The following is a 23,910-nucleotide window of genomic DNA, read 5'->3' as shown; positions in this document are numbered from 1 at the left end:
TCAAGTTCTCTCCGTTTTGGTCAGCCACATGTCACGCATTGAGCCACGCGGTACCTGCATGGGGTACACGTGCTCGAACTGATCCACATAGATATCCATGAACACCAGACGATCCTTCATGGCGAAGGCTTCGCGCATGGCGGCTTCAAGGTCGGAATACTTCTCGACCTTCATGCCGACATGGCCATAGGCCTCGGCCAGCTTGACGAAGTCGGGCAGGGATTTCATGTACGAGTGTGAATGACGCGACTCGTAGTTCATATCCTGCCACTGGCGCACCATGCCCAGCGACTGGTTATTCAGGTTGATGATTTTCACCGGCAGGTCGTACTGCTTGCAGGTGGAAAGCTCCTGAATGTTCATCTGGATGCTGCCCTCGCCGGTGACGCAGGCGACGTCGGCATCGGGGAAGCTCATCTGCACGCCCATGGCCGCCGGCAGACCGAAGCCCATGGTGCCAAGACCGCCCGAATTGATCCAGCGGTTGGGCTTGTTGAACTTGTAGTACTGCGCCGCGAACATCTGGTGCTGGCCCACATCGGAACACACATAGGCGTCGCCGTTGGTGACCTTGCTCAGCATTTCGATGACCTGCTGCGGCTTCATCTTGTCGGAGTCGTCGGTGCGGTAGCGCCCGCCGTGGCGCGTGCGCCATTCGTCGATCTGTTCCCACCAGGTCTTGATCGCCGCCGCATCGGGCTGCTTCTTGGACGCGCCTACCAGTTCGATCATTTCCGCCAGAACCGCCTGAGCCGGGCCCACGATGGGGATATCGGCCTTGACGGTCTTGGAAATGGACGCAGGGTCTATATCGATATGGATAATCTTGGCGGTGGGGCAGAACTTGTCCAGACCGTTGGTAACACGGTCGTCAAAGCGCGCGCCCACGGCCAGAATCAGGTCCGAATGGTGCATCGCCATGTTGGCTTCGTAGCTGCCGTGCATGCCCAGCATGCCGATAAACTGACGATCCGTACCCGGGAAGCCGCCCAGACCCATCAGGGTATTGGTGACCGGGTAGTTGAGCATGCGCGCAAGCTGAATCAGCTCAGCACTGGCATTGCCCATAATGACGCCGCCGCCGGTGTAGAGCACCGGGCGCTTGGCCGCCAGCAGCAGATCGGTCGCTTTCTTGATCTGGCCGCTGTGACCGCGGTTAACCGGGCTGTAAGAGCGCAGCTTGACCGACTTGGGATATTCGTACTCGTAGCGTTCGGTTGGCGATGTCATATCCTTGGGGATATCCACGACCACAGGCCCCGGGCGACCGGTCTGGGCAATGTGGAACGCCTTCTTGATAATGGCCGGAATATCTTCCGGACGGGACACGCTGAAGCTGTGTTTCACGATCGGACGGGAAATGCCCATCATGTCGGTTTCCTGAAACGCATCTTCGCCGATCAGATGGCTCATGACCTGACCGGTGATCACCACCATGGGGATCGAGTCCATATAGGCCGTCGCAATGCCGGTAACAGCATTGGTCGCGCCTGGGCCTGATGTCACCAGCGCCACGCCGGCCTTGCCGGTCGCGCGGGCATAGGCATCGGCCATGTGCGTTGCCGCCTGTTCATGGCGCACCAGTATATGTTGCACATCTTCCTGACGGAAAAGGGCATCATAGACGTGCAGCAAGGCACCGCCCGGATAGCCATAGATGTACTTCACACCCTCGTCATGAAGGGCACGAACAACCATTTCTGCGCCTGATAATAATTCCACAGTATTCACCCTCTGATGCACCAGTTCCCGGCAAGGAAAAGGCGCGTAACAGTTTTTGTTTCTGCAACGTTGAACGTGACCCACCCACTTAAGCGGCGTTGATGCTTTGGTGGCAAAATTCTCAACCATTCCAGGGCAGAGACGTGGCGGCTCATGTTCGGGTGCTTACCGGTGCTGAGGATTGCTCAGCCGGCAGACCAGCGGGAGACGATACTGGAGATCGACTCGCCAGAGCTTCGGGGTTACCTACTCGCTCAAGGCCTCTAAAATCGAGCTGCACATTCTCTCATCGGGTCAGGTTTCGATCAACCGATGGCGGCCTAATCGACCCAAAAAGCCGGCATGGGGAGCGATTTACACGCATTTAGGCCGTAAAATTGCAAAAATCGGCGCCGTTTTCCCGAGTTCCAGGCTATTGAGCGCTAATCTTTGGGGGTGCGGTGCAGGTGCAGGTGCAGCTGTTGATGTGGCAAAAGAGGCTGCCAGGGGGCCTAGCGTCGCCAGCTACGACGGCTGCAACGCGGCCTGAAAACAGGTTATAGTGCGGGAAAATGCTGAGCGGAGTTACGCCATGAATGTGTCTGAAATCAAGAACAAGGATCGGGTCATCAATGAGCTGTTGCTGTTCATCCGCAAGGTGCTGGTTGAGCCCGATATCAACACCAGGGCGCTGGATATTGCCCGCAAGTATATCAACGAGAAAAACGCCGATGTGCTGATTGCCGATGAGCTGTCCTCGACCACTAACGTGAAGATCCCGGTTGAGCACAGTGATGCCGACAAGCTGTTCCTCAAGCTGCTGCGTGATGTGGTGCGCGACGAAAAGGCGCTTTACTGATTTAGCCGCAAGTAGCAAGTAGTTCGTAGCCGGAATGAGCGAAGCGATTTCCGGGAAATGAGCCCCCGGCGAGCTTCGAGGATGTGCCTGCGAATTCCGGGAAATTAGCTGCCGGCCTCAGGCAGTCCGGGAAGTCTCGCTGCGGGCCTCAGTGTCCTCGCATGTCCCTGCACGCTGCAGCAGCCAGTGGCGAAACTGCTCCACGCCGGGCTTGCGGCGCATGGGCTCCTGGGGCTCCAGCATGTAAAAGCGGGCGGTGGTGTTCAGCTCCATCGCCACGGGCCTCACCAGCAGGCCGCTTTGCAGGTAATCCGCGACCAGTTGCTCCCATCCCAGGGCAATGCCCTGACCATTGAGCGCCGCCTGCACCAGCATGGCGTAGTTGTTCAGGTTCAGGCGGCGGCGTGGTTCCTGCGGTGCAATGCCTGCGGCGCTGAACCACTGACTCCAGTTAAGCCAGTCCTCCCCCGAATCCAGCCACAGCTGGGTGGTGCCCAGAATATCCTCGTCGTTCAGCCCTTCGATGCCGGCGGCGGTGTTGTTACTGCGACAGCGTTCCAGAAAGGCCGGGCTGCAAACGGGGAACACCCTTTCGTTGAACAGCGGTGTCGCCACCAGACCCGCCGGCGGTGTGCGGCAGTAAAAGAGCGCGACATCGAATTCGGAGCTGCGCAGCCCCAGCAGGGAGTCGGTGGCCAGAATACGCACATCGATATCCGGGTGCAGATCCTGGAATTCCGGCAACCGTGGCAGCAGCCAGAGCGAGGCCATGGCATTGGAGGTGACCACAGTGAGCTGCTGGTTACCCTGCCACTGCACTATGGCCCCGGTGGCGCTGGATATCAGCAGCAGGGACTGCTGCACGCTGTCGTAGTATTCGGCGCCGGTCTGGGTGAGGCTCAGCTGGCGTTTGTCCCGCACGAAGAGGCTGCGTCCGAGGTATTCCTCCAGATGGCGGATCTGGCGGCTGACGGCGCCCTGGGTCACGCTCAGTTCAAGCGCGGCCTGGGTAAAGCTCAGATGCCGGGCGGCGGACTCGAAGGCAACCAGGCTGTTCAGAGGCGGTAACGGCTTGATCTTCAACCAGGTTTCTCCTTTTCTTATTGTCATGGCGGGCCAGCGGGCGCTAGGGTTAAGTGTCCCCCGCGGCTGGCGGTTTGCCGGCAGTGTAGCAGCTGCGTTCTTTGGCCAGGTGCCCAGATTGTACCCCTGCAAACAAAAACACCGGCGTTCGCCAGAAGCGAAGGCCGGTGTTTTTATCCAAAGCCTGAATCAGCGTTCGCCGCTGGCGCGCAACATGGCAGGCTGGGCCTCAAAGGGCTGGGTCGCAACATCGCTCTGGGTGGCGCTGTGGACGGCCTGGGGTTTGCTGCCCCGCTGGGGTCCGAGGGGAATGGGCAGCAGGCCCGCTTCGGCGCGCAGCGCCTTCATCAGGCTGACGGACATCAGCAGGGTCAGCACCGCAATTGGCAGGCCGGCGATGATGGAGGCGGTCTGCACCGCTTTCAGACCGCCGGCATAGAGCAGGCCTCCGGCGATAAAGGCCTGCATGGCGCCCCAGATAATGCGCAGCCGAAGCGGTGGCTCCATGCTGCCCCGCGTACTGAGGGTGCAGAGCACCAGGGTGCCCGAGTCCGCCGAGGTGATGAAGTAGGTGGCCAGCAGCAAGGTCACCAGTATCATCAGCGCCTGTCCCAGAGTGCCGGAATCAAGCTTCTCGAACAGGGTGAAGATCGCCGAGGTGGTTTCGGCCTTGGTTGCCAGCAGGATCTCGCCGCCGTTGAATTCAGCGGCCTCGCCGGTCAGGGCGGCGGCTTCAACCAGTTCCTGGTGGGCAACGCGATCCTGCTGTTCCATCTTTAGCGCTGAGCCGCCAAATACCGACATCCAGATAAAGGTCACCAGGGTGGGTACCAACAGGGCGCCGATGATCAGCTCGCGAATAGTACGGCCACGGGAGATGCGTGCGATGAACATGCCGACGAAGGGTGACCAGGTCATCCACCAGGGCCAGTAAAAGGCGGTCCACCAGTTCTGCCAGCCCGAATCCGCCTGGGTGTCGCTCCAGGTGCTCAGCATAATCAGGTTGCTGGCGTAGTCGCCGGTGCTTTCGATGAAGGTGTGCAGAATGTAGCGGGTGGGGCCGATCAGCAGCACGGCGATCACCAGAATGATCGACAGCAGCATGTTCCACTCGGACAGCAGGCGGATGCCGCGGCCGACACCTGAGACCACCGACAGTATCGCCAGGAAGCTGATGACGGCAATCATTATCAGCTGGTTGCCGATACTGATATCCATGCCGAAGACGTTGTTGAGGCCGGTATTCATCTGAATGACACCCAGCCCCAGGGACTGGGACACGCCGAAGGCGGTGATCGCCACTGTGAGGATGTCCACCGTATGGCCGATGGGGCCATAGATGCGATCGCCGATCAGCGGGTAGAGCACCGAGCGCATGGTCAGCGGCAGGCCCTTGCGATAGGCAAAATACGCCATCGTCAGGGCGACGATAATAAAGATGGCCCAGGGGTGAAGGCCCCAGTGGAAGAAGGTAATGCGCATTGCGGTGGCGGCGGCCTCATCGCTGAGGCCGGCGGCGGCAAAGGGGTTGCCGGCATAATGCCACATGGGTTCGGCCACCGACCAGAAGATCAGGCCAATGCCCATGCCGCCGCTGAACAGCATGGCGAGCCAGGAGCGGTAGCTGAATTCGGGTCTTTCATCGTCCCGGCCGAGGCGGATATTCCCGTAGCGGCTGAACATCAGGTAGATCAGCAGCCCGAGTACACCGGTGACGACGCTCAGGTAGAACCATTTGAAGTTGGTGAGAATGTTGTCGGACACTTGCTGGAAGAAGGCGCCTGCGGCTTCGGCCTGCAGACCGCAATAAATTACGAAACCAATCACCACCATCATGGAAATGAGGGTGACGATTGGGTCCACGCCTCGCACAAGTCCGCTGTCGGCTCTCATCGCTTTGTCCACCTTGCTTATTATATAAAGTCATGCCCGCCGCTCGATTGCAGAACCGGATACGGGCAGTGAGGGGGCTGCCTGTAGGGCAGCAGCGAACCGGAATTCGCAATGGCGCCATCTTGTGTAAAAGCTTGATCCAGATCAAACGACTTTTTCACTCAAGCTCATGAGTTTTTGTAATGAAACGGTGAGATTCTCTGAGGTGGTGGCACAACATTGCCGCCAGCGTTCAGGGTTGAGACAGCCAGCATGACTGGCGTGCAGGTGCGGGCATGATCAAAAAACACACAGTCATGTTCGCCTCGCCAGCGTGAACACAAGCCGCTGCCCTGAGTCATGGTATTACCTTTTATCATGTTTTATGCACGGCGTCTGGCGTGATGGCAGCGGCTGTCCGCGACCTTCGTAGCCGAATTTCAGCCTGTTAAAGCCTCATGAATCGCCCCGTCCATCTGCATGTCCCTGTGCTTGAAGGGAAATTTCTTCATAAACTCAGGCGCTTGCAAACCTGTGAGTTTTTATCATGACGTCGGGGCTGAAAAGTCGTTTGTCCGGGCGATTTTGTATTCAGTACTATGCACTCAAACAGAGTATCGACAGGTGATGTACCTGTCGGTCTATAAGAGAAACCAGCAGCCTTCCCAAGTGCAGGCCGTGACGTGGAGATAAGCGCGATGACAATCAAGTCTCAGATGATTCCGATGGCAGCCCTGGACAGCGTGCGCAAGCCGATTGCCGATGCCTCCGGCATGCCGAATGCCGTCTATGACGATCCCGCCTACTTCGAGTTTGAGCGTGACGAAGTGCTGGGCAAGACCTGGGCCGCCGTCGGCTACACCAGCGACCTGCCGCGTAACGGTTTCGCCAAGCCGGTGGACTTCATGGGTCTGCCGCTGGCGATCATGCGTAATCGCGATGGCGAGTTCAATGTCTTCCACAACGTCTGCAGCCACCGCGGCATGATTCTGCTGAGCGAGGAAACTGAAGTCGAAGGCATGGTGCGCTGCCCGTACCATTCCTGGACCTACGACCTGAACGGCAACCTCAAGGGCACCCCGCATATCGGTGGCGTCGGCGTTCACAAGGCCGAGGGCTTTGTGTGTGAAAAGCACGGCCTGCGCACTGTGCGCTCCCACGTCTGGATGGGGATGGTGTTTATTAACCTGTCCGGTGATGCACAGTCGTTCGACGACTTTATCGCACCGCTGACGCAGCGCTGGAACGAGTTCTGCGGCAAGGATGGCTGGAACAACCTGCACATTGCGCAGACCGGCAGCCAGATGCAGCTGGAAGTGAACTGCAACTACAAGCTGGCCATCGAGAACTATTGCGAAGCCTATCACCTGCCCTGGGTACACCCGAGCCTGAACACCTACTCGCCGCTGGATCAGCACTACAACCTGGAGGTCAGCGAGGGCATGTCCGGCCAGGGCAGCTACACCTATAACCTGTCCGACGTTGCCGGCACCCACCTGCCGCGCTTCGCCGACTGGCCGCAGGACAAGCTGCGCCAGGCTGAATATGTGTCCCTGTACCCCAACGTACTGCTGGGCATTCAGGCCGACCACTTCTTCACCATCATTCTGGAGCCCCGTGCCCATAACCGCACGCTGGAAAATCTGCGCCTGTTCTACGTCGGCGAAGAAGCCTGCGGCGACGAATTCTCCGCCTGCCGCCAGGCCGTTCTGGAAGCCTGGAAAGTAGTCTTTGGTGAAGACGTCTTTGCAGTCGAAGGCATGCAGGCCGGTCGCAAGTCGCCGGGCTATGCCGGTGGCGTCTTCTCGCCGGTACTGGATGGCCCGACCCACCATTTCCACACCTGGGTTGCCAACAGGTACGCCGAATCAGCCCAGGGCTGATTCTACCCTCGAGCACCTGAAGCCGGTCGCCAGGTTATTAAACCTGCGCGGCTGGCCTCATTTCAGGGCTTCTTCTGCCACAAGCAGTCTGTCGGGCTATGCCGCAGCAGATCAGTGTTAAGTGCTACAGACTGCAAGACTCACGGGTAGCTTTCCCATGCTGAATTCCAACACCAACCACTGGCTCAACTTTATCGCCGGCGACTGGGTCGATAGCGATAGCGCCATTGAAGTGCGTGATCCGTCCACCAATGAAGTGTTCGCCACCATCGCCAGCGCCACCCTGGACGACGCCGAGCGCGCCATTGCAGCGGCGCGTGAATGCGTGCGCGAGGGTCGCCTGACCCGTCAGCGTCCGGCCCAGCGGGCCGAGCTGATGTACCGCATTGGCGCCGAAATTCGCGCCCTGGTGGAAGACGCGGCGGTACTGGCATCGCGTGAGAACGGCAAGTCGATCAACGATGCCCGCGACGAAGTCAGCGAAGCAGCACGGTATTTCGAATACTACGCCGGCATGGCGGACAAGATCGAAGGCAAGTCCATCCCGCTGGGGGAAGACTATATCGATTTCACCAGCTATGAACCCCAGGGTATCTCGGTGCAGATCGTGCCCTGGAACTTCCCGGTTTCCATCTGTGCCCGCTCCCTGGCACCGGCACTGGCGGCCGGCAATGCCGTTATCGTCAAATCCCCCGAGCTGTCGCCGCTGGCGATTACCGTGCTGGCTAAGGCCTGCGAGCGTGCAGGACTTCCCAAGGGGGCGTTGAGCATTCTCGCAGGTCCCGGGCGTGAAGTCGGTGCCGCCCTGGTGGCGCACAAGGAAACCAACCAGATCGTCTTCACAGGCTCAGTACCGACCGGGCGCGCCATCATGCGCTCTGCCGCTGAAAACGCCGTGCCCTGTGTGATGGAACTCGGCGGCAAGTCCGCGGCGGTGGTGTTCCCGGATGCGGATCTGGATCAGCTGGTCAGCAGTGTGCGCTGGGGCATTTTCTTCAATGCAGGTCAGGTGTGTTCCGCCATGTCCCGCCTGCTGGTGCAGCGCGATATCTATGACGAGGTCGTGGCCCGCGTGGCGGAACTGGCCTCCAGCCTGAGCATAGGCGCCGGCAGGGACAACCCGGACATGACGCCGGTGGTCTCGATGGGCCAGCGAGACGGCATTCTGGAAATCTGCCAGCAGGCGGTCGAAGACGGTGCCCGCCTGGTGTGTGGCGGCAAGGCCGCGCCCGGTCTGCCCGGTGCCTTCGTGCAGCCGACGGTATTCGCCGATGTCAGCACCGACATGCGTCTGTTCGGTGATGAGGTCTTTGGTCCGGTGGTGGCTATTACCCCCTTCGATACCGAAGAGGAAGCCTACGCTCTGGCGAACAACACCGACTACGGACTGGTCGCCGGTGTTTTCACCCAGGACATCAGCCGCGCCTTGCGTGCCTCCCGTGCGCTGGATGCCGGTCAGGTGTTCGTCAACGAATGGTTTGCCGGTGGCATCGAAACGCCGTTCGGTGGCAATGGCCTGTCCGGCTATGGTCGCGAGAAGGGCCAGGAAGCGCTGTACAGCTATGTACGTACCAAGAACGTGGCAATTCGCGTCGCCCGTTAATAATAAAATAAGGCGCCTGCGGGGGCCGGGCACTGCGCCCGGCGCCACCGGCACCAGACCCGCTGCTAGTTAATGCCGCGGGCGGATAGAGGACTGAAGAATGAAAAAGTGGCTGTGCATCATCTGTGGATTGATTTACGACGAAGCCAAGGGCTGGCCCTCGGATGGCATCCTTGCCGGTACCCGCTGGGAAGACGTGCCTGAAGACTGGATCTGCCCGGATTGTGGCGTCGGCAAGGCGGATTTTGAAATGATCGAAATCTCGGCGGCCGCGAAACCGGTGGATGCGGTTGCGGCTGCGGTCATCAGCAATGAGCCAGCGGTGGTCATTATCGGCAGCGGCTACGCCGGCTACGGTATGGCCGAGGCGCTGCGCCAGCGCAGCCCCGAAAAGCCGATCGTGCTGTTCACCACGGATGATGGTCACCACTACTCCAAGCCTGCGCTGTCCAATGCCCTGGCGCGGGCAAAGTCGGCGACGGACCTGGTCAGTGAAACGCCGCTGCAGATCGAAGCGCGCCTGAATATCCGCATCTATAGCCGTTGCCGCGTAAAGAGTATCGATGTGCAGAAACACCTGCTGCAAACCGATGTTGGTGAGCAGGTTTACAGCAAGCTGGTACTGGCCCTGGGGGCCGAGCCCATTCGACTGCCCTTTGCAGGCTCCGGCGCCGCCGATGTGCTGAGCGTTAACGACCTGCAGGATTACCGCCTGATGCGGGATCAGCTGGAAGGCTGCAAGCGGATTACCATTATCGGCAACGGCCTGATCGGCTGCGAGTTTGCCAATGACCTGGCAGCGGCCGGTTACAGTGTGGATGTGGTGGGTCTCACCGCCTGGCCGATGGATCGGCTGGTGCCGTTCGCGGTCGGTGAACAGCTGCAGCAGAAGCTGTCGGCACAGGGTGTCAGCTGGTATCTGGAAAATACCGTTGAACGCATCGAGCGCGACGGCGATGCCTATCGCCTGCAGTTGCGTGACGGTACTGAACTGGCGACTGATCTGGTGATTTCCGCCGTGGGTCTGCGTCCGCGCATGGCGCTGGCGGCAGCGGCTGGCATCAAGGTTAATCGCGGCATTGTCATCAATGGTGGCATGCGTACCAGCGCGCCGGACATCTTTGCCCTGGGTGACTGCGCCGAGATCAACGGACAGCTGCTGCCCTATATAGCGCCGATCAACTACGGCATGCGGGCGCTGGCGGACACCCTGCTGGGGCGCCCGACCATGGCGCAGTACCCGCTGATGCCGGTGATCGTGAAGACGCCCGCCCTGCCCCTGACGCTCCTGCCGCCGGCGGCGGGTATCGAGGGTGAATGGCAGGTGGAAACGCTGGACAGCGGTATGCGTGCCTTCTTCGTACAGGCCTGCGGCACCCTGCGCGGCTTTGTACTGGCGGGTGATCAGACCACAGAGCGCCAGCAGTGGCTGGATCGCTGTGGCCAGCTGCTGGAGCAGTCTGTCGCCTGAGTTCTGTCCTGATTCGGGCATGCAGGGGCTGTGCTAGCCGTCATCTGCGTGCCCGCAAGCGAGTCGTAAGTAGTCCTTTGCCCGCCCTGTGCGGGCTTTTTTGGGCTCTTCGTGCTTTGGCGGAAATCCGCAGGATGGGTGAAGTGGCGTAATCTGCCGTATGCAAACGGATACTCTGGGCCGGCACGCCGCCGAACCCATCAGGATTTCCGGGTGGAGGCTGCTGCTCTTGATGGGTTGCACCGGCTTGAACCCCGGTGCGAGCCGGTCACGCAAGCAGCCTTGGCGGTTTCACTCATCCTGGACTCAGCAACAGCGGCCGCCCACAGGCGCAAGGGGCGCAAGAGTCAGTCCTGCAGGCGCGGGTCTATCTTGGTGAGTTCCGTCGGCACCTGGTGGCGGTAATGCTGGTAGCGGTTGAGGCGTTTCTCCAGCAGGCGGAAGCAGCCGATAAAGACACCACTGATCAGCAGATAGATGACACCGGCGGCGAGGAATATTTCCAGCGGCGTGTAGGTGCGGGCGATGATGGTGCGGGCCATGCCGGTGAGGTCGAGCAGCGTGATGGTGGATGCCAGTGAGCTGCCCTTGAGCATCAGGATAAGCTCGTTGCCATAGGCCGGCAGTACTATGCCAAAGGCCCGCGGCAGCACGATGCGGCGTACCTGCAGGGGCCGGCTCATGCCGAGCGCCTCGGCGGCCTCGATTTCGCCCCTGGGAATGGCCTGAATGGCACCACGAATCAGTTCTGCACTGTAGGCCGCGGTATTCATCGAGAAGGCGATGATGGCGCACCAGTAAGGCTGGCGCAGAATCTCCCAGAACACCGATTGCTTGACGGCTTCAAACTGCGATGCGCCGTAGTAAATCAGGAATATCTGTACCAGCAGAGGGGTGCCGCGGAAAAAGAATATATAGGCAAAGGGAAAGGCCCGTACCCAGGGGCTGGTCGAAACCCGCATCAGCGCCAGTGGCACCGCCAGGGCGATGCCGATCAGGCCCGAGATGGCCACCAGCTCCAGCGTCAGCCAGGTGCCTTCCAGCAATCTTGGCAGATATTTCAGTATGACGCTCCAGTCCCAGTTCATCGGGGAACCTCTTGCATGTTAAGGCGGGTGAACGGCTGATTCATGCGCGTGATCCGCGGGACACGGGATTGCTGGCACGCTCCATCAGCATGGTGGAGGCGGTGGCGATGGCGGTGAGGCCCAGATAGATAAAGGCCGCAGCCATGTAGAAGGTGAACGGCTCCTTGGTCGAGCCGGATGCCACGTAGGCCTGGCGCATCAGCTCATCGAGGCCGACGACCGAGACCAGCGCTGTGTCCTTGAGCAGCACCTGGAACAGGTTGCCCAGGCCCGGCAGCGCCAGGCGCCAGACCTGGGGCAGGATAATGCGAAAGAAGGTCTGCGGGCCTGTCATGCCCAGCGCATAGGCCGACTCCCACTGCCCCTTGGGCAGCTCTATCAGGGCGGCACGGAACACCTCGGTGGCATAGGCGCCAAAGGCGATGGACAGCGCCGCGACACCGGCGGCAAAGGCGCTGATCTCGATATAGTCGGTATAGCCGAAGAAGCTCGCCAGCCACATCAGCAGCATTGAGCCGCCAAAGTAGATGCTCAGTACCAGCAGCAGTTCCGGAATGCCCCGCACCAGGGTGGTATAGAGGGTGCCCAGAATGCGGGCGAAGCGAAACTTCGACAGCTTCGCCGCCGCGCCTATAAGGCCAAACAGCAGGCCGAAGGCTAGGCTCGTCAGGGCCAGCTTCACTGTGACCCAGGCGCCGGAAAGCAGCAGATGACCGAAACCCTGAAGATCCATTTGTGAAGTGTCCTGTGGCAGAGGGGGATGCAGGTACGGCGCTCAGAGAGCGCCGTACCCTGGCAGATCAGTAGATCGAGAACGGAAAGTACGCTTCGTTGATCTTCGCATAGGTACCATTGTCCACAATGGCCTTGATCGCGGCGTTGAATTTTTCTTTCAGCGGGTCGTTCTTGCGCACGGCAATGCCGATCTTGTCGTCAATGTCGATATCGGCACCCTTGAACTCGAAGCCCTGGCCTGCCTCGCTGGCCATCCAGTCGTAGGCGGGAAACTTGTCAGACAACAGGCCATCCAGACGGCCGGCGGCCAGATCGAGGTAGGCGTTGTCCTGGGTGTCGTAGAGCTTCACTTCCACGGTATCAGCGAGGTTGTCTTCAAGGTAGAGGCCTGCGATGGTCGCTCGCTGGGCTCCTATGACCTTGCCTTTCAGGCTGTCTTTGTCGGTCTTGAAGTCGCTGCCCTTGGCGGCGGCGAAGGCCAGTACGTTGGAGTAGTAGCGTTCGGTAAAGTCCACTACCCGCAGGCGCTCTTCGGTGATGGACATGGAGGCGACAATCGCATCGTACTTGCGTGTCAGCAGGCCAGGAATAATGCCATCCCAGTCCTGTGCCACGAGTTCGCAGTCGGCGTTCATTTCGGCACAGAGCGCATTGGCAATGTCGACGTCAAAACCCTGGAGGTCGCCCTTGGCGTCGATCATGTTGAAAGGGGCGTAAGCGCCTTCAGTGGCGATACGAATTTTTTCAGCCTGGGCGGCGCTGGCGGCCAGGGCGGTGCCTGCTATCAGGCTCAGGGTCACAATGAGTTTGCGCAGATTCATAGAGGTCGTTTCTCTTGCTGAGGGGCTTTCTTATTGTAGGCCGCTTGTAGGCCCGCGTGTCAGGACAGGTGGCTTGACATGAAATCCCGCACCCGTGCGGATTTGGGATTGTCGAACACCTGTTCCGGTGAGCCGATCTCCTCGATCTGTCCCTGGTGCAGGAATACAACCTGGCTCGATACTTCGCGCGCAAAGCGCATCTCGTGGGTGACGATCAGCATGGTTCTGCCTTCGTCCGCCAGTGAGTGCATCACGCTGAGTACTTCGTTGACCAGCTCCGGATCCAGTGCCGAGGTGGGTTCATCAAACAGCAGCACCTGCGGGTCCATGGCCAGGGCGCGGGCGATGGCAATGCGCTGCTGCTGGCCGCCGGACAGGTTGCCGGGGTAGGCATTGCGCTTGTCCGCCAGGCCGACGCGGGCCAGCAGTTCTTCTGCGCGGGCAACGGCCTGGGCACGGGGCTGTTTCAGCACGCGCATGGGGGCTTCGATAATGTTGTCCAGGATGGTCTTGTGGGGCCAGAGATTGAAACTCTGGAACACAAAGCCGATGCGCGAGCGCATGGATTCCAGCTGTGGGCGGCTGGCGGCGTCGAGGTAGCCATCCTTTGCAGGCTTGAGTTCCAGTTCCTCGCCGGCAACGATAATGCGCCCGGCGTTGGGGTGTTCCAGCAGGTTGATGCAGCGCAGCAAGGTGCTCTTGCCGGAGCCGCTGGAGCCCAGAATCGAGATGACATCGCCATCATTGGCCTTGAGGGAAATCCCCTTCAAAACTTCAAGGTTGCCATAGGACTTGTATATGTCGACCAGTTCAAGTGCCGGTTGAGCTTGGGACATCTTGTAGATTCCGTTATCGCCTGAATTTAAGGCGGATTCAGGCAGGATCTCTGCGTGACCAGCCCGGTGATCTGACTGTTGGCGCCAGGTTTCCCCTGTTGCTCGACGTGTCGCGGACGGGAAAGGGGCGCTATTGTCCGCAAAAATCGGCAAAAGGCAAATTTTTGCCACTGACAACGCCGGGAAAGAGCTGACAGCTTGAACAGGAAGTGTAGCGGCGGCGGGAGCCGGAGGGAAGCAGCACCGACAAATTGCCGATGCTGCAGGCGGGAACCCGGATAGTTAGCTGGCGTATTCGCTGAGCAGTTGCTGCTGGGCGCTAAAGGGCTCTTCGCCTTCGGCGGGCTGGCGCAAGGTATAACTGCCATCCGAGGCCAGCACCCAGCTGTGGGTGTTGTCGCGCAGGTAGTAGTCGAGCTCGCGCTTGATGCGCTCGGCATGCTTGCCGGACAGCTGGAAGCCGGTTTCAACCCGGTGCAGCATATTGCGCTCCATCCAGTCGGCGCTGGCGCAGAATACATCGGGTTTATTATCGGCGTTCTCGAAGTAGTACACCCGGGTGTGCTCCAGGAAGCGGCCGACAATGGACACCACCCGGATATTGTCCGAAATGCCCTCGATGCCGGGGCGCAGACGGCAGGTGCCGCGTATGACCAGATCCACCTGTACGCCAGCCTGGGAGGCTTCATACAGGCCGCGGATCAACTTGGGCTCGGTGAGACCATTGACCTTGACGATAATGTGCGCAGGCTTGCCGGCGCGGGCATGCTTGATTTCACGCTGGATCAGCTCAAGCATCTTGGCGTGCAGGGTAAAGGGCGCGTTATAGAGCTTTTTCAGGCGCTGAATCTTGCCCATGCCGGTGAGCTGCTGGAACACCTTGTGCACGTCCTCGCCCATCTCCGGATCGGCGGTCATAAAGCTGTAGTCGGTGTACAGCCGTGCGGTGCCGGAATGATAGTTGCCGGTTCCCAGGTGGCAATAGCGCACCAGCCGGGTACCTTCCTGGCGCACGATCAGCATCAGCTTGGCGTGGCACTTGTAGCCCACCACGCCGTACACCACCAGGCAGCCGGCTTCCTGCAGCCGGCTCGCCAGGTTGAGGTTGCTCTCCTCGTCAAAGCGGGCGCGCAACTCGATCACCACCGTGACTTCCTTGCCGTTGCGCGCAGCCTCCACCAGGGCGTTGACGATGTCGGACTTGACGCCGGTACGGTACAGCGTCTGCTTGATGGCCAGTACCTTGGGGTCCTTGGCGGCCTGGCGCAGCAGGTCCACTACCGGTGAAAACGACTGCCAGGGATGCAGCAGCAGCTGTTCGCTCGCGGTGAGGCTTTCAAAGACGATCTTTTCATCCTTGAGCTTGTTCGGAATGCCGGGAGAAAACGGCTTCCAGCGCAGATCGGTGCGCTCCACCATGTCGCGCACCGCCATCAGGCGGGTCAGGTTGACCGGGCCATCGACGCGGTAAACCTGGCTGTCACTGATGGTGAATTCGTGCTGCAGGAAGCGGATGTACTTTTCTGGCGTGCGGTTGTCGATTTCGAGCCGTACCGCGTCGCCGTATTTGCGCGAATGCAGCTCCCCCTTGAGTGTGCGGGCCAGATCTTCGATTTCCTCGAAGTCGAAGGTCAAATCCGCATTGCGGGTAATGCGGAACTGGTAGCAACCCTCGACCTTCATGCCGGGGAAGAGGTCTTCGGCGAATTCGTGAATCATCGATGACAGGAAAACCAGGTTGTCGCCACCCTCGCACAGCTCGTCCGGCAGGCGCACCAGGCGTGGCAAGGGGCGCGGCGCCGGGATAATGGCCAGGCCCGTTTCGCGGCCGAAGGCATCCTTGCCATCCAGCTGGACGATGAAGTTGAGGCTCTTGTTGACCAGGCGCGGGAAAGGATGGGAGGGGTCGAGCCCGATGGGGCTGATAACCGGCACCACGTTCTGTTCGAACCAGTTCTTGACCCAGGCGCGCTGCTCCTTGTTCCAGTCGCCACGGCGCACGAAGTGGATGCCCTGCTGGGCCAGTTCGGGGAAGATGGTCTCGTTCAGGATCTTGTACTGACGGGTGACGTTGATGCCGCAGATTTCGCTGATGCGCTCGAGCATTTTCTGCGGGTGCATGGCGTCGGGGCCCACGGCCTCGCGGCCGTACTTGAGCTGACGCAGCTGCTCGGCGACGCGAATCTCGAAGAATTCGTCCAGATTGCTGGAGAATATCAGCAGGAACATTAGCCGTTCCAGCAGCGGGTAGCTGGGATCCAGTGCCTGCTCCAGTACCCGCACGTTGAATTGCAGGTGGCTGAGTTCCTGGTTTATATAGAGCTCCGGGGCCTTGAGGTCCAGCGGTGTCTGCTCCACCGGCTCGGTAATGGCCAGGCTCTCGCGGCTTTCCAGCAGGGCCTGCGCCGCCTCCGCGGCTTCCAGCTCGGCCTGGTCGACAACCGGTTCGATGACCGGCTCTGCTATCTGAGTATTCATTCCCTGTGCTCCTGATCTTTGCTGTCCATTGCCCCGGTGACCCACTGGCAATGGCCCTGTTATTCGTTGAGCGCCCGCGCTGCGCGCTTGGCAAAATAGGTCAGCACGCCGTCGGCGCCGGCGCGCTTGAATGCCAGCAGGGATTCAAGTGTTACCGAGCGCTCGTCCAGCCAGCCGTTCTGGAACGCCGCCATGTGCATGGCGTACTCGCCACTGACCTGATAGACGAAGGTGGGTACCTTGAACTCGTCTTTGACCCTGCGCACGATATCGAGGTACGGCATGCCGGGTTTGACCATGACCATGTCGGCGCCTTCAGCCAGATCCATGGCGACTTCGTGCAGCGCCTCGTTGCTGTTGGCCGGATCCATCTGGTAGCTGGACTTGTTGCTCTTGCCCAGGTTCGCAGCCGAGCCCACGGCATCACGGAAAGGGCCGTAGTAGGCGCTCGCATACTTGGCAGAGTACGCCATGATGCGGGTATTCACATGGCTATCGGCTTCCAGTATTTCGCGGATGGCGGCAATGCGACCGTCCATCATGTCACTCGGTGCCACCACATCGGCGCCCGCTTGGGCGTGGGACAGCGCCTGGCGCACCAGGGTTTCGACGGTGCGGTCATTCAGCACGTAGCCGCGCTCGTCGATAATGCCGTCCTGGCCGTGGGTGGTGAAAGGGTCCAGTGCCACATCGGTGATGACGCCCAGATCCGGGCAGGCATCCTTTACCGCACGCACTGCACGCTGGGCCAGGCCATCCGGATTCCAGGATTCTTCTGCCAGCTCGGATTTTGCGCTGGCCGGTGTCACCGGAAACAGGGCGATGGCGGGAATGCCGAGGGCTTGTACCTCGCGGGCATCCTGCACCAGGCGGTCGATGGTCATGCGCTCGATACCCGGCATGGACGCGATGGTTTCGGTCTGCCCCGTGCCTTCTATCACGAACACCGGGTAGATGAGGTCATGCGGCGTCAGCTGGTTCTCGCACATCAGGCGGCGGGAAAAGCTGTCGGCACGCATGCGTCTCAGGCGGGTTTCGGGATAAATTCGCTGGCTGTCGTTAAAGGCCACGGGTAAATACCTCTTGTCTTATCAATAATTAGAAAGCGTTTGTGTGACAGCCGGATAACCTGTGCCAAAACAGATTGGCATCGGGCGGCTGGCAACAGCAGGATTAGCCCAATGATACGCCGAGCACCCGTTGGCGGAAACTGCGTGCGGGCTTCTGACTCCGCGGTATTAGGCTTGTGCCGTGGCCTTTAGTGCTTTGTGTGGGTGTATTTGGGCGTGCGAGTAGGCTCCGAAGCTGTGTTGGGGTCTTTTGTTTCCCAATAGTTTCAAGTACTTTGGTGTCATGACCAACCTATAATATGAAAACAAGATGTTGTCACGACTGATACTGTTAATGCTGGGGCTGGTGCTTTTCTCCGCGGTCGAAGCTCGGGTGCTGGTATTGGGTCAAGTCAGTGACAGGCCCAGCAAGGACTACGAGCAACTGCGCCCGATGGCGGATTATGCCGCGCAACAGCTGGCTCCCCTGGGCATCAGTTCTGCTGAGGTGCGACTGTTTCCGCAGGCGGCCGACCTGGTGGCGGCGATGCGCCGGGGTGAGGTGGACTGGGTGACCGAAACCCCCTTTACCGCGGCGCGCCTGGTACATGAGGCCGATGCCCGCCTGCTGTTACGCAAGTGGAAGCGCGGCCAGCGGGAATATCAAAGCATTATTTATACCCGGCTGGACTCCCCGGTGCGCAGCCTGGATGACCTGGTAGGCCAGACGATTACCTTCGAACATGCGGACTCATTCAGCAGCTACTATCTGCCCCGACGGTTGCTGGAGCAGCGAGGTATGATACTGAGCCCGATGAAAGACCTGCAGCAGCCGTCTGTTGCGGGGCGCGTCAGCTACATGTTTAGCCGTAACGAGCGCAACAATGCACTCTGGGTGCACAAGTCGCTCATCGTTGCCGGTGCGCTGAGTAGTAGTGACTGGGATGATTCGGCCCGGGTGCCGCCGGCGCTGCGAGACGAATTGCGGATCATTTTTCGCTCGCCTTCCTACCCGCGGGCACTGGAACTGGTCTCCGCCGGGCTGGCGCCTGAGCTGGTGGCGGCGCTGCGAGATCTGTTGCTGCGCATGACGCCCGCGAATGCCCCCGAGCTGATGGCAGCTTACGAAAAAACGACCGGCTTTGAGCCGATCCTGCCGGATGACCTGCCATTGCTGAATGATATCTACCGAAGTAGCCGCGCGTGGTAGGCCTGATGCGACGTTCCATCGCCACCCGCTACGGCGCCATTCTGATGCTGATAACCCTGGGTGCCAGCAGTGCGCTGCTGGTGTTTTCGCTCTATGTCCTGCAGGGCGCGTACAGCCGCATCAGTGTCGCCGGTCAGGATGCGATCGAGACCAGTATCGTGCGCCAGGTCAGCCGCGATGCCCTGCTGCTCGGCGAAACCCTGGCCAATAGCCTGTCGGGTCCTTTGTATCTGCGGGACTTCAGTGAAATTCAGGGCATTCTGTCGCAGCTAAAAGAGCGCGCCGAGATCGGTTATATCTATGTCTACGGTACGGATCGACGGATTTTGCACGATGGTACCGCTGACCTGCTGTCCTATGGCGAGCTTCTGGGAGGTCGTGTCCCGGCGGGGCTGGGGAACCATTTCCAGCCGGGCGCACGGCCTCTGGGGCAGTATCTGCATGTGGTCTACCCCATCACGGCAGGCTCTGCCACCCTGGGCGCGGTACGTTTTTCGATGTCCTACCGTGCCGCCCAGACCGATATCGACAATGTTTCCCGGCAGCTGACGACTACGCTGGGAGGCCTGCGCCAGGAGGTCAAGCTGGTGCTGCTGTTTGGCTTTGTCGTGCTGGTGCTGTTTACGCTGGTGCTGTCGGTGGCGGTGAGTCGCTGCCTGACGCGACCGCTGAAGGAGCTGGCTGCCCGCAGCCGCAAGTTCCGTGGCCATGACGACTGCATCAGTTTCACTCTGGGGCGTGACGATGAAGTCGGTGAGCTGGCGGATGCGCTGGAGCAGATGCGCCTGCGGGTGCGGAGCAGCCATGGTGAGGTATCGCGCCTTGCGTTCCATGATCCCCTGACAGGCCTGGCCAATCGTCGTTTGCTGCAGCAGGAGCTCGAACAGATGCTGCTGGACTGCAAGGACCGGGGGGAATCCCTGGCCATGATGTTTATCGACCTGGATCACTTCAAGCAGGTCAACGACGGTGCCGGCCATGATATTGGCGATCAGGTATTGAAGGTGGTGGCGGCGCGCTTGCAGCAGCTGGTGCTTGATGCAACGCTGGATGGCTTGGCTGGCGGGACCAAACCGCTGATTGCGCGTCTGGGCGGGGATGAGTTCACGCTGGTGCTTCCCCTCTGTGATAGCGCCTGCACCGATACTCTGGCGCAGCACGTCAGTGACCTCTTTGTCGAGCCGGTAAGCCTCGAGGGGCAGCGCTTCAGCGTGTCGGCCAGTATCGGTATTACTCTTTTCCCCGACGATGGCGAAACGGCCCAGGACATGATGCGCCACGCCGATATCGCCATGTATGCCGCCAAGCACGCCGGGCGTCACCAGTACTGTTTTTTTCGCCAGGAGTTGAAGTCCCAGCTGCAGGATCACCTGATGGTGTTGCAGGGGATAGACGCGGCCATCAGCGAATCGCAGCTGTTTCTGGAATATCAGCCGATATTCGATCTGCAGACCAACCAGATCAGCGGTGCCGAGGCGCTGATTCGCTGGAATCACCCCGAACATGGGCTGATACCACCGGGGCGCTTTATCCCAGTAGTGGAGGATTCCGACCGTATAGAGGCGCTGACGTTCTGGGTCATGGAGTGCAGCTGCCGGGCTCTGCGCCAGCATATTCTGCCGCAGATGCCGGACTTCAAGCTGTCGCTGAACGTATCCGGTGTGGCACTGCAGTCCGATCGGCTGCGTGACGGCATTCTCGAAATTCTGCTGCGCGAGCGGGTGCCGCCGGGCAATCTGCGTATCGAAATTACCGAAACCACCATGATGCGCAACGTCGAGAAATGCGCCGAGACGCTGCGCCACTGGCAGCACGCGGGCTTGCGCGTACTGATCGATGATTTCGGCACTGGCTACTCGTCGCTGAGCTACCTGACCACCCTGCCGATCGACGGCCTCAAGGTTGACCGCAGTTTCATCAGCAACCAGTTGCCAGGCAGCTACTGCCCGGTGGTGGAAGCGATACTGGCGCTGTCCAAGTCGCTGGGTATTCAGTCCATTGCCGAAGGCGTGGAAACAGAGTTTCAGTTGCAGGCGCTGCGGGAAATGAAGGCCACCCATGCCCAGGGTTACTTGCTTGGGCGCCCGATGGCACTGGAGACGCTGCTGGAACGGCTGGGGGAAGTAGAGGTTGGCTAGCAGCCTGTGCGTGAAGCTGTAAGACGAGTGACGCCAGGAGGCTGTCACTCGCAGGTGGCGCTTTTTTCAGAGTCGCACTTCGATACCGCGTTCGCGCATATAGGCCTTGGCCTGGGGAATACTGTATTCATTGAAGTGGAAAATGGACGCCGCCAGTACCGCATCGGCCTTGCCTTCGATACAGCCGGCCACCAGATGATCCAGGTTGCCAACGCCACCGGAGGCGATAACCGGCACATGCACCGATTCGGAAATGGCCCGGGTGACACCCAGATCAAAACCGTTTTTGGTGCCATCGCGATCCATGGAGGTCAGCAGGATCTCGCCGGCGCCATACTCCACCATCTTGCGTGACCACTCCACCGCATCCAGCCCGGTGGGCTTGCGTCCGCCGTGGGTGAAAATCTCCCAGCGATCGGTCTCGCCCTGCAGCGAGACCTTCTTGGCGTCGATGGCCACAACGATACACTGGGAGCCGAAGCGCTGGGCGGCCTCGCGCACGAACTCCGGGTTGAAGACCGCGGCGGTGTTGATGGACACCTTGTCGGCGCCGGCATTGAGCATGCGGCGGATATCGTCACAGGTACGAATGCCGCCACCGACGGTGAGCGGGATAAAGACCTGTGAGGCCATTTTCTCGACCGTGTGCACCATGGTGTCACGGCCTTCATGGCTGGCGGTAATATCCAGGAAAGTGATCTCGTCGGCACCCTGCTCATCGTACTTGCGGGCAATTTCGACCGGGTCACCGGCGTCGCGGATATCGAGGAACTGCACGCCCTTGACGACACGGCCGTTCTCGACATCAAGACAGGGAATGATACGTTTGGCCAATGCCATGGCGGTACTTCCTTCAGTTGCCGAGTTGGTCGCAGAGCTGCTGGGCCTGGGCCACATTCAGCGTGCCTTCGTAAATGGCGCGTCCGGTGATGGCTCCCAGAATGCCCTGATCCGCCACGGCGGCCAGAGCATGGATATCGTTGATATCGGTGACGCCGCCAGAGGCGATAACCGGCAGGCCGCATTCGCGTGCCAGTTCCGCCGTGGCCTCGACGTTGACGCCCTGCATCATGCCATCACGGCTGATATCGGTGTAGACAATGGAAGAGACGCCGTCATCGCGAAAACGCCTGGCCAGATCCACAGCCTTGACGCTGGAAATCTCGGCCCAGCCATCGGTGGCCACGTAGCCGTCCTGGGCATCGATACCGACGATGATGTGGCCCGGGAAACGGCGGCACATTTCGGTCACGAATTCGGGTTCCTTTACCGCCTTGGTGCCGATAATCACGTATTCAACACCGGCCTTTAGGTAGGCTTCGATGGTTTCGGCGCTGCGAATACCGCCGCCGATCTGGATCGGCAGGTCGGGGTAAGCTTTGGCGATGGCGCTGACGATCTCGCCATTGACCGGTGTGCCGGCAAAGGCGCCGTTCAGGTCTACCAGGTGCAGCCTGCGGCAGCCGGCATCAACCCACTTGGCGGCCGTTTCGACCGGGTTGTCGGAGAAGACGGTGGAGTCGTCCATCCGGCCCTGACGCAGGCGCACGCATTTACCGTCTTTCAGATCAATCGCAGGGATAATAAGCATAATGGTCTCGCTGATCGTTTGATGCCGGTGGCAGCCTCCTGTTCAGAGACCGCCACCGTCGTTCAGGGTGGGACGCAGACGCGCCTGGCTACAGGGTGCCGTCCCAGTTCAGGAAATTCTTCAGTAGCTGCAGCCCGGCCTTCTGACTCTTCTCCGGGTGAAACTGGGTGGCGAACACGTTCTTGTGCTGCAGCGCGACGTCAAACTGGGTGCCGTATTCGCAGGTGGCGGCAACCTGGTCGCGCTGGCCCAGCTGTACATGGTAGCTGTGCACGAAGTAGAAACGGCTGCCGTTGTCGATCTCGGCCCAGAGCGGGTGATCGCGGGTCTGTTCGACGCAATTCCAGCCCATGTGCGGCACCTTGAGTCTTTCACCGGCGCTGTCTTTCAGGTCGTCGCCGAAAAAACGCACCTGGCCATCAAACTGGCCCAGACAGTCAACGCCGCCATTTTCTTCCGAGTGCTGCATCAGCGCCTGATAGCCGACGCAGATGCCCAGAAACGGCTTGCCCGAGGCAATGGCCTCGGCCACTTCGCGGTCGACGCCCAGACGGCGAATTTCCGCCATGCAGTCGCGGATGGCGCCTACGCCCGGCAGCAGTACCCGGTCGGCGCTGCGCACCTGCTCGGGATCGGCGGTAACGCGCACCTCGACACCCGGCTGCACGAACTCCAGTGCCTTGGCCACGGAGTGCAGATTCCCCATGCCATAATCGATAACCGCAATACTCGACATTTACAGGCTTCCCTTGGTCGAAGGCACCTGATTGGCGGCGCGTTCGTCGATCTGCAGCGCAAAGCGGACCGCGCGGCCGAAGGCCTTGAAGATGGTTTCGGCCTGGTGGTGGGCGTTAAAGCCTTTCAGGTTGTCGATATGCAGCGTGACGCCGGCATGGTTGACGAATCCCTGGAAGAACTCCCAGAACAGCTGGGTATCGAGCCGGCCGATGGAGGCGCGGGTGAATTCGACGTCCATGTGCAGGCCGGGGCGTCCGGAGAAGTCGATGGTCACGCGGGACAGGGCTTCATCCAGCGGTACATAGGCGTGGCCGTAGCGCATGATGCCTTTCTTGTCGCCGACGGCCTTGGCCATCGCCTGACCCAGGGTGATGCCGATATCTTCAACGGTGTGGTGATCGTCGATATGGATGTCACCGACACAGTGAATATCCAGATCCAGCAGGCCGTGACGGGCTATCTGCTCAAGCATGTGTTCGAGGAACGGAACCCCGGTATCAGCATTCAGTTTGCCACTGCCGTCGAGATTGACCGAGACGGTGATTTTCGTCTCCAGTGTATTGCGGGTGACCGTGGCGGTACGCTCTGCCATGGGGGGCTCCAGATAGCTTGATCAAGGCGGCGATTATACAACTAACTCAGGGGCGGCGCACGACCCGCCAGCGGCGATGCAGCTGCTGCCTTCAAGGATGCTCCGCAAGCGTGCGGACGGGCGCTAAAGCATTGCTTCCTGACGGGATCCTATTATGCTGGC

At 60.2% G+C, this 23,910-nt stretch carries 19 protein-coding genes; 6 read left to right on the top strand and 13 right to left on the bottom strand.

Annotated elements, in window-relative coordinates:
* Complete coding sequence (locus MRS74_RS02140; protein WP_254578618.1) at positions 1-1,722, bottom strand: acetolactate synthase 3 large subunit; 1,722 nt, start codon at positions 1,720-1,722, stop codon at positions 1-3.
* Positions 1,723-2,293: 571 nt separating this feature from the next.
* Between MRS74_RS02140 and MRS74_RS02135 the strand changes: the two genes are divergently transcribed.
* Positions 2,294-2,560, top strand: a complete 267-nt coding sequence (locus tag MRS74_RS02135) for a hypothetical protein (protein ID WP_254578617.1) — start codon at positions 2,294-2,296, stop codon at positions 2,558-2,560.
* Between the two features lie 117 nt (positions 2,561-2,677).
* On the opposite strand, the gene MRS74_RS02130 is transcribed toward MRS74_RS02135, so the two are convergent.
* A complete protein-coding gene (locus MRS74_RS02130; RefSeq protein WP_254578616.1) occupies positions 2,678-3,643 on the bottom strand; it encodes a LysR substrate-binding domain-containing protein in 966 nt (321 codons plus the stop codon).
* A gap of 189 nt (positions 3,644-3,832) precedes the next feature.
* Complete coding sequence (locus MRS74_RS02125; RefSeq protein WP_254578615.1) at positions 3,833-5,536, bottom strand: BCCT family transporter; 1,704 nt, start codon at positions 5,534-5,536, stop codon at positions 3,833-3,835.
* A gap of 677 nt (positions 5,537-6,213) precedes the next feature.
* Between MRS74_RS02125 and MRS74_RS02120 the strand changes: the two genes are divergently transcribed.
* The 3 genes from MRS74_RS02120 to MRS74_RS02105 all read left to right on the top strand — a co-directional run bounded on the left by MRS74_RS02120 (position 6,214) and on the right by MRS74_RS02105 (position 10,472).
* Complete coding sequence (locus tag MRS74_RS02120) at positions 6,214-7,398, top strand: aromatic ring-hydroxylating oxygenase subunit alpha (RefSeq protein WP_254578614.1); 1,185 nt, start codon at positions 6,214-6,216, stop codon at positions 7,396-7,398.
* A 157-nt stretch (positions 7,399-7,555) separates the two neighbouring features.
* Complete coding sequence (locus MRS74_RS02115) at positions 7,556-9,001, top strand: aldehyde dehydrogenase family protein (protein ID WP_254578613.1); 1,446 nt, start codon at positions 7,556-7,558, stop codon at positions 8,999-9,001.
* A gap of 100 nt (positions 9,002-9,101) precedes the next feature.
* Positions 9,102-10,472: an FAD-dependent oxidoreductase gene (locus tag MRS74_RS02105; RefSeq protein WP_438362311.1), complete on the top strand. Its 1,371-nt coding sequence runs from the start codon at positions 9,102-9,104 to the stop codon at positions 10,470-10,472.
* Between the two features lie 347 nt (positions 10,473-10,819).
* Here the strand turns inward: MRS74_RS02105 and MRS74_RS02100 are convergent, their stop codons facing one another.
* From MRS74_RS02100 to hemB, 6 genes are all read right to left on the bottom strand, one after another.
* Complete coding sequence (locus tag MRS74_RS02100; RefSeq protein ID WP_254578612.1) at positions 10,820-11,560, bottom strand: ABC transporter permease; 741 nt, start codon at positions 11,558-11,560, stop codon at positions 10,820-10,822.
* A gap of 40 nt (positions 11,561-11,600) precedes the next feature.
* Positions 11,601-12,293 (bottom strand): ABC transporter permease, encoded by a 693-nt coding sequence (locus MRS74_RS02095; RefSeq protein WP_254578611.1) that lies wholly within the window; start codon positions 12,291-12,293, stop codon positions 11,601-11,603.
* 67 nt (positions 12,294-12,360) lie between these two features.
* Positions 12,361-13,116, bottom strand: a complete 756-nt coding sequence (locus MRS74_RS02090) for a transporter substrate-binding domain-containing protein (RefSeq protein WP_254578610.1) — start codon at positions 13,114-13,116, stop codon at positions 12,361-12,363.
* Positions 13,117-13,175: 59 nt separating this feature from the next.
* On the bottom strand, positions 13,176-13,952 hold the full coding sequence (locus MRS74_RS02085) for an ABC transporter ATP-binding protein (RefSeq protein WP_254578609.1): 777 nt from the start codon (positions 13,950-13,952) through the stop codon (positions 13,176-13,178).
* Between the two features lie 282 nt (positions 13,953-14,234).
* Complete coding sequence (gene ppk1 / locus MRS74_RS02080; protein WP_254578608.1) at positions 14,235-16,430, bottom strand: polyphosphate kinase 1; 2,196 nt, start codon at positions 16,428-16,430, stop codon at positions 14,235-14,237.
* 59 nt (positions 16,431-16,489) lie between these two features.
* On the bottom strand, positions 16,490-17,500 hold the full coding sequence (hemB, locus tag MRS74_RS02075) for a porphobilinogen synthase (protein ID WP_254578607.1): 1,011 nt from the start codon (positions 17,498-17,500) through the stop codon (positions 16,490-16,492).
* A 310-nt stretch (positions 17,501-17,810) separates the two neighbouring features.
* Between hemB and MRS74_RS02070 the strand changes: the two genes are divergently transcribed.
* Both MRS74_RS02070 and MRS74_RS02065 read left to right on the top strand, forming a co-directional pair.
* A complete protein-coding gene (locus tag MRS74_RS02070) occupies positions 17,811-18,689 on the top strand; it encodes a phosphate/phosphite/phosphonate ABC transporter substrate-binding protein (RefSeq protein ID WP_254578606.1) in 879 nt (292 codons plus the stop codon).
* 5 nt (positions 18,690-18,694) lie between these two features.
* The gene (locus MRS74_RS02065; RefSeq protein WP_254578605.1) at positions 18,695-20,827 is read left to right on the top strand and encodes a putative bifunctional diguanylate cyclase/phosphodiesterase; all 2,133 of its coding nucleotides are present in this window, start codon (positions 18,695-18,697) and stop codon (positions 20,825-20,827) included.
* Positions 20,828-20,893: 66 nt separating this feature from the next.
* Here the strand turns inward: MRS74_RS02065 and hisF are convergent, their stop codons facing one another.
* The 4 genes from hisF to hisB all read right to left on the bottom strand — a co-directional run bounded on the left by hisF (position 20,894) and on the right by hisB (position 23,748).
* Complete coding sequence (gene hisF / locus MRS74_RS02060) at positions 20,894-21,667, bottom strand: imidazole glycerol phosphate synthase subunit HisF (protein WP_254578604.1); 774 nt, start codon at positions 21,665-21,667, stop codon at positions 20,894-20,896.
* A 13-nt stretch (positions 21,668-21,680) separates the two neighbouring features.
* Positions 21,681-22,418 carry a 1-(5-phosphoribosyl)-5-[(5-phosphoribosylamino)methylideneamino]imidazole-4-carboxamide isomerase gene (hisA, locus tag MRS74_RS02055; RefSeq protein WP_254578603.1) on the bottom strand — a complete coding sequence of 246 codons (738 nt, stop codon included), beginning with the start codon at positions 22,416-22,418 and terminating at the stop codon, positions 21,681-21,683.
* A gap of 88 nt (positions 22,419-22,506) precedes the next feature.
* The gene (gene hisH, locus MRS74_RS02050) at positions 22,507-23,154 is read right to left on the bottom strand and encodes an imidazole glycerol phosphate synthase subunit HisH (RefSeq protein WP_254578602.1); all 648 of its coding nucleotides are present in this window, start codon (positions 23,152-23,154) and stop codon (positions 22,507-22,509) included.
* Complete coding sequence (gene hisB / locus MRS74_RS02045; RefSeq protein ID WP_254578601.1) at positions 23,155-23,748, bottom strand: imidazoleglycerol-phosphate dehydratase HisB; 594 nt, start codon at positions 23,746-23,748, stop codon at positions 23,155-23,157.
* Positions 23,749-23,910 lie beyond the last annotated feature (162 nt).

This window comes from Marinobacterium sedimentorum (assembly GCF_024267675.1).
GTDB lineage: Bacteria > Pseudomonadota > Gammaproteobacteria > Pseudomonadales > Balneatricaceae > Marinobacterium_A > Marinobacterium_A sedimentorum.
The sequence above is the reverse complement of the archived record's forward strand: the minus strand, read 5'-3'. Positions and strand labels throughout refer to the sequence as shown.

Coding starts and splice junctions, on each gene's coding strand:
- hisA (WP_254578603.1), bottom strand. CDS start 22,418: ATGCTTATTATCCCTGCGATTGATCTGAAAGACGGTAAATGCGTGCGC.
- MRS74_RS02070 (WP_254578606.1), top strand. CDS start 17,811: ATGTTGTCACGACTGATACTGTTAATGCTGGGGCTGGTGCTTTTCTCC.
- MRS74_RS02105 (WP_438362311.1), top strand. CDS start 9,102: ATGAAAAAGTGGCTGTGCATCATCTGTGGATTGATTTACGACGAAGCC.
- MRS74_RS02090 (WP_254578610.1), bottom strand. CDS start 13,116: ATGAATCTGCGCAAACTCATTGTGACCCTGAGCCTGATAGCAGGCACC.
- MRS74_RS02100 (WP_254578612.1), bottom strand. CDS start 11,560: ATGAACTGGGACTGGAGCGTCATACTGAAATATCTGCCAAGATTGCTG.
- MRS74_RS02115 (WP_254578613.1), top strand. CDS start 7,556: ATGCTGAATTCCAACACCAACCACTGGCTCAACTTTATCGCCGGCGAC.
- ppk1 (WP_254578608.1), bottom strand. CDS start 16,430: ATGAATACTCAGATAGCAGAGCCGGTCATCGAACCGGTTGTCGACCAG.
- MRS74_RS02120 (WP_254578614.1), top strand. CDS start 6,214: ATGACAATCAAGTCTCAGATGATTCCGATGGCAGCCCTGGACAGCGTG.
- MRS74_RS02085 (WP_254578609.1), bottom strand. CDS start 13,952: ATGTCCCAAGCTCAACCGGCACTTGAACTGGTCGACATATACAAGTCC.
- MRS74_RS02125 (WP_254578615.1), bottom strand. CDS start 5,536: ATGAGAGCCGACAGCGGACTTGTGCGAGGCGTGGACCCAATCGTCACC.
- MRS74_RS02095 (WP_254578611.1), bottom strand. CDS start 12,293: ATGGATCTTCAGGGTTTCGGTCATCTGCTGCTTTCCGGCGCCTGGGTC.
- hisF (WP_254578604.1), bottom strand. CDS start 21,667: ATGGCATTGGCCAAACGTATCATTCCCTGTCTTGATGTCGAGAACGGC.
- MRS74_RS02065 (WP_254578605.1), top strand. CDS start 18,695: ATGCGACGTTCCATCGCCACCCGCTACGGCGCCATTCTGATGCTGATA.
- hisH (WP_254578602.1), bottom strand. CDS start 23,154: ATGTCGAGTATTGCGGTTATCGATTATGGCATGGGGAATCTGCACTCC.
- hisB (WP_254578601.1), bottom strand. CDS start 23,748: ATGGCAGAGCGTACCGCCACGGTCACCCGCAATACACTGGAGACGAAA.
- MRS74_RS02135 (WP_254578617.1), top strand. CDS start 2,294: ATGAATGTGTCTGAAATCAAGAACAAGGATCGGGTCATCAATGAGCTG.